Below are 13,735 nucleotides of genomic sequence, written 5' to 3' on the forward strand. Positions count from 1 at the left end.
TTTTGATAGGTTTAGGGTTGACATGATTTTTTAATAAGCCCATAGTAACTACATTAATTGTCGACAATCTAAAAAATAACTTATGACACACACATTTTTAAACGAAGCGCCTATAACTACCGCATCAGATCAAGTATTTGTAGATATGCGCCGTGAGATTGTTGAAGGCAGCATAGTTCAAGGCAGTAAAATATCAGAGCCTGAGCTTGCCAAACGTTATGGTGTAAGCCGTGCAACGCTTAGAGAGGCGTTAAATCGCCTAGAAAGTTGCTACCTTGTTGAGCGTAAAGCTAACGTAGGTTGCCGAGTAGTTGCTCTTACCGCTGAGCGTTTGATTGAAGTTTATCAAGTTCGCAGCTCACTTGAAGGCTTAGCATGTAGGCTTGCTGCCGACAATATGGAACCCGAAGAAGTAAAAGGCTTAAAGCAATTACTTAATCAGCACCTACAAACACAACGTGTTAAAGAGGGCGAATCTTATTATCAAGAAGCCGGCGATTTAGATTTTCATTATCGTATTATTCAGGGCAGTAAAAACGCGCATTTAATTCATTTACTGTGTAATGAGCTCTATCAATTAATACGCATGTACCGTGTACAAATGGGCATGGTGGGGCCGCGTGTATCAAAAGCGTTTGATGAGCATTTAGCTATTATTAACGCCATTGAAAACCACGACGGTGAACTGGCCGAAATGTTAATGAAGCGCCACATAAGTGCATCACAAGCAAATATTCAAACCAAATTCAACTTATTAGCTAAGCAAAAAAGCATAAGCTGTTAAAAGTTAAAAGTTAAAAGCTAAGCAGAGCAGTTAAACAGTCACAATTACAGATTAAAACTATAAGTTACTCCACGTAGCAACCGTTCAAAGTGAGGAGAAAGTAATGTCAGCAGGATTAAAATTTAAACACGCTATTGCCAATAACCGCCCGTTACAAGTGGTAGGTACTATTAACGCCTACACAGCGATGATGGCTGAAAAAATGGGCCACCAAGCTATTTATCTTTCAGGTGCCGGTGTTGCAAACGCCTCGTTTGGTATGCCAGATTTAGGTATGACGAGCCTTGATAACGTGCTTGAAGATATTCGCCGTATTACAGGTGCTAGCGATTTACCACTACTTGTTGATGCCGATACCGGTTGGGGGGGGGCATTTAATATTGCACGCACAGTAAAAGAAATGACTAAAGCGGGTGCGGCGGGTTTTCATATAGAAGACCAAGTAGCGCAAAAACGCTGTGGTCATCGTCCTAATAAAGAAATTGTAAGCCAAGGTGAAATGGTTGACCGCATTAAAGCGGCGGTGGATGCAAAAACCGATAGCGATTTTTATATTATGGCTCGTACCGATGCATTTCAAAAAGAAGGTCTAAACGCCGCGATAGACCGTGCAGCTGCCTGTGTTGAAGCGGGTGCTGACGCTATTTTTGCAGAAGCCGTACACGACCTTGCTGATTACCAAGCATTTGCAAAGGCGATTAACGTTCCAATTTTGGCAAACATTACTGAGTTTGGCCAAACACCTATTTACACAAAAGAGCAGCTAAGTGATGTAGGTGTTGAAATGGTGCTTTACCCACTAAGTGCATTTAGAGCCATGAACAAAGCAGCACTAAACGTGTATTCAGCAATTTTAAATGAAGGCTCACAACAAAGCCAAATTGAAAATATGCAAACGCGTTCTGAGCTTTACGACTTTTTAGATTACCACACGTACGAGAACACACTCGACACCCTTTTTTCATCAAAATCTGACAAATAAAAACTATTAAATAAGGGCGTGTTGAACGTTGGTGGTTGAATTTGCAGCAGTGTGTTTGGTTTTTAGGCAAGGCAGAGCCTATGAAGTGTGGTTATTCCACATAAATAGGCGATAACGCAGCATAAAGACCAAACATGCGCTGCCCCTTAGGTTCTTTCTAGGGACGATTATCTCTTTGTTGCTCGGTTTTTACTTAGTCCACTAGGTTACAAACTTCGCGCCGCGATTTAATCGCCCCTAGATTGAACAAATTTCAATCCACAAAGTTCAATACGCCCTAAATCACACACAAATTTAAGATAGGAGAAGATCATGGTAGATAAAGCATTAGGCGGCGCGGGTTTACGCGGACAAGTGGCTGGTCAAACAGCATTGTGTACTGTTGGGCAAAGTGGTTCTGGTTTAACGTATTGTGGTTACGATATTAGCGAACTTGCTGAAAAAGCGCAGTTTGAAGAAGTGTCTTTTTTACTTTCACGCGGTGAGCTACCTACAACCAGTGAACTGGCTGAGTATAAAGCTAAACTTAAAAGCTTACGCGGCTTACCAGATGCGCTTAAAACCGTGCTTGAAAATATTCCTAAAGACGCGCATCCAATGGATGTAATGCGCACGGGCTGCTCAATGTTGGGTAACCTTGAAATGGAGCTTGATTTTAACCAAGCCAATGATGCAATCGACCGTATGGTTGCTGTGTTCCCAAGTATTATTTGTTACTGGTACCGCTTTACACATGATGGCGTACGCATTGAAACACAAACTGATGACGACTCAGTTGGCGCACATTTTTTAACACTGTTACATGACAAAGCACCTAGTGATTTATTTGCACAAGTGATGAACGTATCACTAATTTTATACGCAGAGCATGAGTTTAATGCTTCTACATTTGCGGGTCGTGTGTGTGCATCAACGCTTTCTGATATTCACTCTTGTGTAACAGGTGCGATTGGTACGCTACGTGGGCCATTACATGGTGGTGCTAACGAAGCAGCTATGGATATGATTCAAGGTTTTACAAGTGCTGAGCATGCTGAGCAAGAAGTAATGGGCATGCTTGAACGTAAAGATAAAATTATGGGCTTTGGTCATGCTATTTATCGCGAATCTGATCCACGCAATGTAATTATTAAAAAATGGTCTGAAAAACTAGCGGCAGAGGTAGGCGATACCGTGCTTTACCCAGTGTCTGTTCGTTGTGAGGAGATTATGTGGCGCGAGAAAAAACTGTTTTGTAATGCCGATTTTTTCCATGCGTCTGCTTATCACTTTATGGATATTCCGACTAAGTTATTTACGCCAATATTTGTAATGAGCCGTGTTACGGGTTGGACTGCGCATGTAAAAGAGCAACGCGCTAACAACCGTATTATTCGCCCAAGTGCCGATTACACAGGCCCTGATGCACGTAGTTACACACCAATAGAGTCACGTTAAAAAATGAGTGAGCACGCATGTGCTCACTTTTTATTGCACATAGCCACTAGCGAGCAGTTTTTCTCAAACTTTTCATTAAACACGCTAGCTGTGAGCAAACACCGTCACCAAATTAGCGAACCCTTACCATGACCATAATTAATAATACCCAATACCGTAAACCTCTACCGGGCTCAAATGTCGACTATTACGATACTCAAGAAGCCGTAGATGCAATTAAGCCAGGTGCATATGCCACGCTACCTTATTCATCACGTGTATTTGCCGAAAACTTAGTACGCCGATGCGACCCTGCCATGTTAACCGATGCACTTAATCAGCTAATTGAGCGCAAACAAGATTTAGATTTTCCGTGGTATCCGGCGCGGGTAGTGTGCCACGATATTTTAGGGCAAACAGCGCTTGTTGATTTAGCAGGTTTGCGTGATGCAATTGCAGCCAAAGGCGGCGATCCGGCAAAAGTGAACCCTGTGGTACCCACGCAGTTAATAGTGGATCATTCGTTAGCGGTAGAGCATGCCGGTTTTGATCCTGATGCGTTTGAAAAAAACCGCGCCATCGAAGATAGACGAAATGATGACCGTTTTCATTTTATAAACTGGACAAAAACTGCGTTTAAAAATATTGACGTTATTCCACCGGGTAACGGCATTATGCATCAAATTAATCTTGAAAAAATGTCGCCGGTTATTCAAAACCGAGATGGCATTGCATTCCCAGATACACTAGTTGGCACCGACAGCCACACGCCACATGTTGATGCGCTAGGTGTTATTGCTGTGGGTGTAGGTGGGCTTGAAGCTGAAAGCGTAATGCTGGGCCGTGCTTCTTATATTCGCTTGCCCGATATTGTCGGTGTTGAGCTAACAGGCAAGCGCCAACCCGGTATTACCGCAACCGATATTGTGTTGGCTATTACTGAATTTTTACGTGAGCAACGTGTTGTATCTACTTATTTAGAGTTTTACGGTGAAGGTGCCGATGCGCTTACACTTGGCGACAGAGCAACCATTTCAAACATGACACCTGAATTTGGCGCAACTGCAGCCATGTTTTATATCGATGATAAAACAATAGATTACTTGCGTTTAACAGGTCGCGAAGAAGAACAAATTGCCCTTGTAGAAAACTACGCAAAAACAGCAGGCCTTTGGAGCGATAGCTTAAAAACCGCAAAATATGAGCGTGTGCTTAAGTTTGATTTATCAAGCGTGGGGCGCAATATTGCGGGTCCATCTAATCCACACCGCCGTGTATCGACAAGCGATTTAGCTAAAGAAGGTATTTCGGGTGTTGTTGAAAATGAAGAAGGCTTAATGCCAGACGGCGCATGTATTATTGCCGCGATTACTAGCTGTACTAATACGAGTAATCCACGCAATGTAATTGCCGCTGCACTCCTTGCCCGTAACGCAAATGCTAAGGGTTTAATGCGCAAACCTTGGGTTAAAACTTCATTAGCACCGGGCTCAAAAGCAGTGCAATCATACCTTGAAGATGCAAACCTACTAACAGAGCTTGAGCAACTTGGCTTTGGCATTGTTGGTTTTGCGTGTACTACCTGTAATGGTATGAGCGGGGCGCTTGACCCTGTTATTCAAAAAGAAGTAATCGATCGCGATTTATACACTACAGCGGTGCTTTCTGGCAATCGTAACTTTGATGGACGCATTCATCCTTATGCTAAGCAAGCATTTTTAGCGTCACCTCCTTTAGTTGTTGCGTACGCTATTGCAGGCACTATTCGCTTTGATATTGAAAAGGGGATACTAGGGCAAGATCAACAAGGCAACGATATTACGCTTAAAGATTTATGGCCATCGGATGAAGAGATTGATGCAGTAATTAAGCAAAGCGTTAAGCCAGAGCAGTTTAGAAAAGTATACGAGCCGATGTTTAATTTAACCGTAGATTACGGTGAAGATAACGACCCACTTTACGACTGGCGCCCAGAAAGCACCTACATTCGTCGCCCTCCTTATTGGGAAGGTGCACTTGCGGGTGAGCGCACAATGACCGGTATGCGTGCGCTTGCAGTTCTTGGCGATAACATTACAACGGATCATTTATCGCCATCAAACGCAATTATGGCAAGCAGCGCTGCTGGCGAATACCTGACCAAAATGAACGTCCCAGAGGAAGACTACAACTCGTACGCAACGCACCGGGGCGATCATTTAACAGCGCAGCGTGCAACATTTGCAAACCCTAAACTACTTAATGAAATGGTACTGGACGAAAACGGCGAAGTTAAGCAAGGCTCTTACGCACGCTTAGAACCACAAGGCACTAATACTCGTATGTGGGAAGCAATCGAAGCTTACATGGAGCGTAAACAACCGCTTATTATTGTAGCCGGTGCCGATTACGGGCAAGGTTCGTCGCGCGATTGGGCAGCAAAAGGCGTAAGACTTGCAGGCGTTGAAGTAATAGCAGCTGAAGGTTTTGAGCGTATTCACCGTACTAACCTAATTGGTATGGGTGTTTTACCGCTTGAGTTTAAAGCGGGCACAACGCGTAAAACTCTAAAGCTGGATGGCAGTGAAACGTACGATGTAGCAGGCGATTTAAAACCAGGTGCCACCGTTAATTTAAGTATTACTCGTAAAGACGGTGAAGTACTCACTGTGCCTATGAAGTGCCGTATCGATACCCAAGAAGAGCTTTCTATTTACGCGGCTGGTGGTGTGTTACAACGCTTTGCACAAGACTTTTTAGAAGCAACACAATCTGCATAAGGGCAAGCATTATGTTTAAACCGCAAATTAAAATACCTGCAACCTATATGCGTGGCGGCACCAGTAAAGGTGTGTTTTTTAATTTAACTGATTTGCCAAAGCCTGCTCAAGTAGCAGGCGAGGCGCGGGATAATTTATTACTGCGTGTTATTGGCAGCCCCGATCCGTATGCTAAGCAAACGGATGGCATGGGTGGTGCTACATCAAGTACCAGTAAAACCGTAATCTTAAGTAAAAGTGAGCAAACTGACCACGATGTAGATTATTTATTTGGTCAAGTGGCGATAGATAAACCTTTTGTAGATTGGAGCGGTAACTGCGGTAACTTAACCTCAGCAGTGGGTGCTTTTGCCATTAGTAATGGTTTGGTCGATAAAAACCGAGTACCCGATAACGGTGTTGCTATCGTGCGTGTGTGGCAGGCTAATATTAAAAAAAGCATATTAGTGCATGTCCCTATGACAAATGGCGAAGTACAAGAAACCGGCGACTTTGAGCTCGATGGCGTTACTTTTGCTGCAGCTGAAGTAAAACTTGAATTTATTGACCCCGCTGATGGCGATGGCGCGTTATTTCCAACTGGTAATGTAGTTGATGATTTAGAAGTACCGGGTGTTGGTACTTTAAAAGCAACAATGATAAATGCAGGTATTCCTACCATATTTATTAACGCCACTGATATTGGTTATACCGGCACAGAGCTGCAAGACGATATAAATAACGATGTTGCAGCGCTTAAAAAGCTTGAAACCATTCGTGCTTATGGCGCTGTTAAAATGGGCTTAATCACTAACATTAGTGAAGCGCAAGCTCGCCAACATACGCCTAAAGTTGCGTTTGTTGCATCGCCTTTAGATTATAAAGCGTCTAGCGGAAAGCTTATTGAAGCTGCAAATATCAACTTGTTAGTACGCGCTATGTCGATGGGTAAACTGCACCATGCCATGATGGGCACAGCGGCTGTTGCTATTGGCACGGCTGCAGCAATCGAAGGCACACTCGTAAATATAGCCGCTGGTGGCGGCGCATTGAGTGAAGTTAACTTTGGTCATCCGTCGGGCACGCTAAAAGTAGGTGCTGAGGCTAAAAATAATGCTGGCAACTGGCTAGTCACCAAAGCAAGTATGAGCCGAAGTGCACGCGTATTAATGGAAGGGGTTGTAAGAGTCCCTCAGTAATTACTAAACATTTACTTTAGGTAAGTAAACAAGTTTTATAAACGTTTGCTTAGCTAAAGTAAAACCTACTAACATTCGTTATAAACAATCCTTTTTCATTAATTTTTCGAATTATCCTCTTTTTTAGCTCTCATCCATCGCATTTACTTGAAGAATATAATTAACAAACTAGATTGTATGTAATATTCATTTAATAAAGTGAATATATTGTATCAATATGTGCTGGTTCTTTATGAGTGTCTATAGGTTATTGAATAATAGAGATGCTGATAAAGAAGTAGCTCATAGAATAAAGATAAATACTTCTATAAAACGTATAAATATGTAGCATAACTATATAGCTTAATGGTATTTTTAATGTTCTGGTAACAAAGGTTATGATTGTGTACTTTTTTAATGCTTTTTAAACATAAAAGCTTACACAAGCCACTATCAACTAAACTAATTTCTGATACTCATTCCAGGCTATCAAGGAGAAATAAATGGTAAAGCGTACGATCAAATTTACACCTATTGCAGCTTCAGTTGCACTTACATTAGGCTTAACAGCATGTGGTTCGGACAATGACAGAAACATTCCTGTTACACCTGTAGAATCTTTTACTGCAACAGGTGATGCACAGTTCAACATAGAAGTAACTGGTAAAGCAGTTAAAGGTTCAATGAAAAGTGCAGTAGTAACTGTAATGACTTTAGATGCATCTGGTCAAAGCGTTCCTGTTGCGTTTCGCTCAGCTGCTTCAGCAGAAGCAGAGTCTTTTTCTGAAGAAGCACTATCACAAAGTGCTGCTGATGCTGCAGTAGAAGCAAGTAAAATTGCTGCTAACCCTGAAGTATTAACTGATGAAAGCGGCCGTTACAGCATCTACTTAGATGATGACTTTACTGGACCAGTTTACATTACTGTTAAAACGTCTGCAGAAGGCGATGATAGCTTTTTACGTTGTGATGCTTACGTAGGTTGTGGCGATTACGATGTAGCGCCAGAAGAAGATGACGTAAATGATGGCGATACTGCGATTGAGTTTGGCGAATGGTACAAAACTGACCTAGAGCTTTCAGTTGTTAAATTTGTTCCAGCTGTTGAAGCAGATACATCTGGAGTAAGTGGTTCTGCAGGCGATGCTAATGTAGAAGCTTCTTATAAAGCTAATGTTACTTTCTTAACATCGTTAGTGGCGGCTCTTCTTCTTGACTCAGGTTCAAGTGTAGATGAAGACGCAATTGCTAAAGCAAGCTTAGATACTGTTGTACAAGTAATGGGTCAAGACGCTGCACTTTTACTTTCAGCTATTATTGGTGATTTATCTAACGGCGGCGCTGTAGATTTAAGTGATGTTGATGGCGAAGAAGAACTTACTGACGGTATTTTAGCAATTGCACAGCTTTCATCTTCAATTCAAGGTTTACCTTCAATTGGTGATGTAATGAGCAGCATTAAAGCTGGTATTAAATCAGGCCAGTTTAAAGGTAATGCTGATGCTAGCATTGCAGCAATAGCGACAATGTTACAAACAGCTATTACAAATACTGCAAATGTTTTTGTTGCCATTGCTACTGGTACTGAAGATGACATTAAAACTGCATTAGAAGCCGCTTTCGCAGCAAAAATTCCAGCTCCTACTGCTGGTGAGATAGTTGCATTTGCTGCTAACTCAGCTGATGTTGCTAAAAAAGCAAAAGCTGCTAAAGATAAAGCTGTTAAAAATGGTGCAGCAACTGATGCGAGCCTTGCAGCCGCTGCAGTAAAAGTTAAAAAAGCACTAGAAGTAATTGGTTGTACTGGCGCAGAATGTACAGTTGGAGATGATTTTTATACAGCTCTAGCAGCTGCTTTAACAGTAGAAGTTACTGCTTCTCAAACTGCACTTACTGCATTAGAAATGAGCATTGAAACAGCTCAAAGCTCACTTGCAGATGTTCAAGCAATGGGTGGCGATGCTCTTACAGCTGATAACGCAGCTGCATTTGTAAGCGCTGTTACATTACTGAAAAATGAAGCTACTACGGCTGATTTAACAGCTAAAGCAGACTCTATTTTTGTTAAATCACAAGGCTATGTAACTGCTGCAAAAGCGTTAGTTACTCAAAGCTCTGATTACCAACAAGTTCTTGATTCTGCAACATCGTTGCAAACAGATGCATCTGTTGCTGTAACTGACACAGTTGCATACGACGCTGCATTAGCTGCACTAGTAGCTGAAGCTGAAGCAGCAATTACAGAGTTTGATGTGGCTCTTGCTGCAGCAAAACTAGTTGCTGAAGACACTGCAGACGTTGCTGATGAGAAAAAATCAGTAGCAGACACAGCTGAAGCGGCTTCTACTAGCGCACTTGCTAACGCAGAAGGTGCAATGGTAGATACAGCTGCAAACGCAACTGAAGCTCTTGAGCTTGCAATGACTGCCGTTACTGCTGCGTCTGATTTTGCTGCTGCTGTTGATGCACTTGAAATTGCTATTGAGCAAGCACTTGTTGCTGCTAATGCCTACCTAGAACTTGAAGGCGAAGGCGCACAAGCAATGATTGATGCGCTTACAGCTATGCAAACAGCTGCTGTAGCTCAAGGTGTACTAGCTAGCGAGCAATTTGTAACAGCTTATAACCTACAACTTGCTGCTGAAACTGCAGTTGCAAAACTTGAAGTACTAACTTCTGTTAAAGCTACATCAGAGTCATTATCGACTATGACTGTGCTTACTAACACTGGTGGTCAAGCGGTTATCGATGCAGCAGACGTTCTTGCTGACGTAATTGATGAATTAGCTGAAATGGGTAACTCAGGTGAAGGTACTTCTACTCGTCAACCTGATTGGTCATATAACTATGACTTAGATGCGCTAGTTTTAGTATTAGAGAATGAAACCACCGGTGAAATGATCAGTGCTTCAGCTTCTTACCAAGGCGAGCAATTAGTTGTTGCTTGGGGCGCTACATTAATGGGTGAAAATGACGCAACTGTTTCACTTGTTACTGCTGATACACAAGAACAAGCACTTACAGATTGTGTTGATTTCGCTGCAGGTACAATTGATTCTACTCAAATTGATTCATGTTTAATATTCACATTTGATGGTGCAGTTGATAAAGATACAGTTGATGATGCTGAAATTATCGATACGCAAGCTTGGAACCACGTTGAAATTATGGACGGTGATTCTGGTTTCACTGGTATGCTAAACCTTACTGCAACTGAAGAATCAGATTCTTCAAGTATTACACTTGAAGGTATGTCTGGCGACTTAGACTTTAAAGTAATGGGTATGGTTGACAGTAGTGGTGATGAAGATGAAAGTACATTAGAAGTTATGGTTAAAGGTGACGCAGCAATGGGTTACACATTATCTCTAACTGGTATGGAATCTACAGGTTACACTGGTGATGTTAAAGCTATGTACAATGGCGAAATGATGTCATTTGGTACAGCTTCTAAAGTTACTAACGGTGTATCTATCACTTACATTGATGGTGATGTAGTGCCTTACACTGATGTTGATTTAATTGATTCATCTAAGTAATATTTAAACTATAAAAGGGGAAAGCAGCGCTTTTCCCTTTTTTTATAGAAAGCGATTAAATTATGAAAAAAAAAATTCTCTTGTTAGGATTTTCAACAGCTTTTATTTCTCCTCTTGCTTCCGCAGATAACCAATTTCAAATTTTTACCCACTTTGACGCAGAAATTTATACAGAAGCACAACCAGTACAAGCTTTTGTAGATGATTTTGATGCTCCATTAAAATCGGGTGACAGTGCATTTACCTATAATATATTTGAAGTAGGTGTTGGCTACGGTAATTTTAAGGTAGGTTTACAAAGTCGTTACGACTATGTCCTTAACTTTGATCCTGATACAGCTAAATATACTCATACCGAAAAAAATGATCTAGAGTTTGAAGATAGATTTTATACATATTACCTTGATGCTAAACAAGCAACGTCTAACGGTGTATTTGTATCTTATGATTTTAAATTTTTAGATAAAAATGCATTAACAATAACACCTAAACTTTCTGTTTTTGCCAGCTCACACTATCAAGATGCCACTGTAAATGGTGAAATTTATAGTGATGAAGTTGAAGGCGCTGTAACTGTTGATTACAACTTTTCAAAAGATATATTATTTAAAAAGTTTTCACCTTCAGAAAAGCCTGAAGGGCTTGGCTATAGCCTAGATATTTTTGCTGATTGGCAAGTAAACGATGAGCTTCAGGTTGGCTTTAGCGTAAAAGATTTGCTTTATAAAACAGAGTATGAAGACAGTGGCTCCGTAAAAGGTCAAACTACTGAAATTCCATTTAGCGAAGATGACAACGGCGATATTATTACTCAGCCAACAGTTTCATTAAAAACATCTGCATTTGGAAATACGGTATCTCATGATTTAGAAATGGAAATGCGACTACAAGCATTTGCCGATTACAGAATAAACGACCGATTTTCGACTCAGTTAACTTTAAAACGTTACGACAAAGACACGTTCAGCCAATTAAAAGGCCGTATACACTTTTGGGATCATTGGAAAGTACAGGCAGGCTATGAGACAAAAAGTGAAGCATTTTTAGTTGGTATAGAAAACGAGTATTTTGGTCTTAATTTACAAACTGATAGCCTAGATTTAGATAAAGCCTATTATGCTAATGTGAATTGGTACGTGAACATTAAGTTTTAAGGAATGAAGATGTTAAAACAAATTATACCCTTAGGGGTAGCTATTGCATTGGTAGGTTGTGGTTCTTCATCAGACAGTGACAGTTCAGAGTCTGTTGCAGTGAGTGAGATTGCTACATCTTCTTCTGTGAGTTTTTATGTATCTAATTGGCAATCACCACAGGGCACGCTTAATGTTTTAGATAGCGACGGGGTGGTGCAAGAATCAATTGAAGTTGAAAACATCAATACTGCGAGTGTAAGTGTAGCTCCACTTACTTTTAATAGTTTTGAGTTTATACCGAGTGATACTGCTCTACCTTGTCCTCGCTTTACAGGTTGTGGCAGAACAGTTCGTGGTGATGTAAATGACTTAAACGCAAACCGTTTAATAGACTACCAAGAATTGACAGCCGTTACTCTTAATTACAAAGCAGATGCATTTAGTGCACCAGGTGTAAATACGGTTTATTTATCGCCATTGAGTAAAGCAATTACAGATGAAGGCTTTAGTGCTACGCAAGCTAGTTTATCAGCCACGCCTTTTTATCATTTAACGCACAGCAATTTAAATGCAAGTGTTGAAGCAGAAATGGTTACTAATGCATTTACTTATGCGGCAATTTTAGCTGGTGTTGCTGATAGTACGTTTAGTGTTGAAAGTGCTTTTAATGCATTTACTAACTTAGAGACTGACCAGCAAGCATGGCAAGATTATAGCGATTTAGCAGCGCAGTATGTTACAGATAACTTATTTAGCGACCAAGGTAATGCTTTGCTGCAAAATGTAGCTGGTCAAGTTAAGCAAACAATTGCAAGTGTAACTACATTTACAAATTGGCAGGCTCGCTCAACAGAAGCTCAAAGCTTAGATTCTAGAGAGTTACTTGTTGATACACGAAATATTATAGGTGCTGCAAGACTTCAAGAAAAAAGCTATTCAGATGAATTAGACGTAAAATTTGCTGAGCTTGAAAGTGCGTTTGATGAAGACACACAAAGAACACTTGATGCACTTACTAATGCTTTAAACGAAGTTATTACAAATTATTCACCACTAGCTGATGGCTCTACACCATCAGGACAATATAAACTTCGTGACTTAGATATTGATTACAGCCAATCACCTTATACTTGGGCTATAACTGGCACATATGATGATTTACCTATAACAATTGATTTATCAATTCCAACATTTAGAGTAAGTGGTGTATTAGGTAATAAAATTGAAGGTGTAATGAGCGCAACAGTCACAAATGGTGCTACGGTATTAAGTGTAGATGTAAGTGAGTTGCTAATTCAGTTTGATGGTATAGATGCTCAAAGTGAATTAAATCCAGAAGCCGACACAGGTATTACACAGGTAACTACCAATGTAATTATCAATAAAGCCGCTGGTAAACTTGAAGGTGACTTATCACTAAACTTAAATCGCTTTGTTAATTCATTAGGTGAAGAGTCTACGACGTTATCTACTTTTGATTTTAATGGTGATTACGTAAGTGACATTCAAGACACTGCATTTCATATCACTGCAGTAGAGGCTTCGCCTTTTATTGGTGAAGATAATGACGATTTAGCATTTACTTTTGAATTAGATTTTCCGTTGAGTGGTGCAAGCGATTTTAAGTTTGCTTACGTGGGCGATGTTGAAAACTTATCAGAACTTACCTCTACAGATATATTTGTTAGCATAAAAAACCGTGCGTTAGATTTACGTATTCGTGATGTTAGTGGCAACATTAATCTAATAGCGAAAGGCGAAAATGGACGTTGGTTAGATGTAAAGCAAAAGGGCCGTAATTACAGTGGCGGTTTATATTTTGGTGATACTAAACTAGCTGATGTTACTGCAGTACGTGGTATTCCTGGTGTTTTATTTCCAAATGGTGAGTTTGAATCGTTATTTTAACCATTAGTTAAGTGGTTTTAGAAATATTCAAAATCCGATATTAGTTTTCTAGTA

Annotated in this window: 8 protein-coding genes; all 8 read left to right on the plus strand. The window is 40.6% G+C overall.

Annotated features, from left to right (window positions below; genetic code table 11):
- Positions 1–82 precede the first annotated feature (82 nt).
- On the plus strand, positions 83–784 hold the full coding sequence (locus I6E72_RS00705) for a GntR family transcriptional regulator (protein WP_197110791.1): 702 nt from the start codon (positions 83–85) through the stop codon (positions 782–784).
- Between the two features lie 103 nt (positions 785–887).
- Positions 888–1,766 (plus strand): methylisocitrate lyase, encoded by an 879-nt coding sequence (gene prpB, locus I6E72_RS00710; protein WP_002962361.1) that lies wholly within the window; start codon positions 888–890, stop codon positions 1,764–1,766.
- A gap of 312 nt (positions 1,767–2,078) precedes the next feature.
- Positions 2,079–3,203 carry a bifunctional 2-methylcitrate synthase/citrate synthase gene (gene prpC, locus I6E72_RS00715; RefSeq protein ID WP_197110792.1) on the plus strand — a complete coding sequence of 375 codons (1,125 nt, stop codon included), beginning with the start codon at positions 2,079–2,081 and terminating at the stop codon, positions 3,201–3,203.
- A gap of 128 nt (positions 3,204–3,331) precedes the next feature.
- A complete protein-coding gene (gene acnD / locus I6E72_RS00720; RefSeq protein ID WP_197110793.1) occupies positions 3,332–5,941 on the plus strand; it encodes a Fe/S-dependent 2-methylisocitrate dehydratase AcnD in 2,610 nt (869 codons plus the stop codon).
- Between the two features lie 11 nt (positions 5,942–5,952).
- Positions 5,953–7,119: a 2-methylaconitate cis-trans isomerase PrpF gene (gene prpF / locus I6E72_RS00725; RefSeq protein WP_197110794.1), complete on the plus strand. Its 1,167-nt coding sequence runs from the start codon at positions 5,953–5,955 to the stop codon at positions 7,117–7,119.
- Positions 7,120–7,601: 482 nt separating this feature from the next.
- The gene (locus tag I6E72_RS00730; RefSeq protein WP_197110795.1) at positions 7,602–10,637 is read left to right on the plus strand and encodes a hypothetical protein; all 3,036 of its coding nucleotides are present in this window, start codon (positions 7,602–7,604) and stop codon (positions 10,635–10,637) included.
- A gap of 62 nt (positions 10,638–10,699) precedes the next feature.
- Positions 10,700–11,791 carry a hypothetical protein gene (locus I6E72_RS00735; RefSeq protein ID WP_165721479.1) on the plus strand — a complete coding sequence of 364 codons (1,092 nt, stop codon included), beginning with the start codon at positions 10,700–10,702 and terminating at the stop codon, positions 11,789–11,791.
- Between the two features lie 9 nt (positions 11,792–11,800).
- A complete protein-coding gene (locus I6E72_RS00740; RefSeq protein ID WP_197110796.1) occupies positions 11,801–13,681 on the plus strand; it encodes a hypothetical protein in 1,881 nt (626 codons plus the stop codon).
- The last annotated feature ends 54 nt before the right edge of the window (positions 13,682–13,735 follow it).

It is taken from the genome of Pseudoalteromonas sp. NSLLW24, assembly GCF_015864725.1.
GTDB classification, from domain to species: domain Bacteria; phylum Pseudomonadota; class Gammaproteobacteria; order Enterobacterales; family Alteromonadaceae; genus Pseudoalteromonas; species Pseudoalteromonas arctica.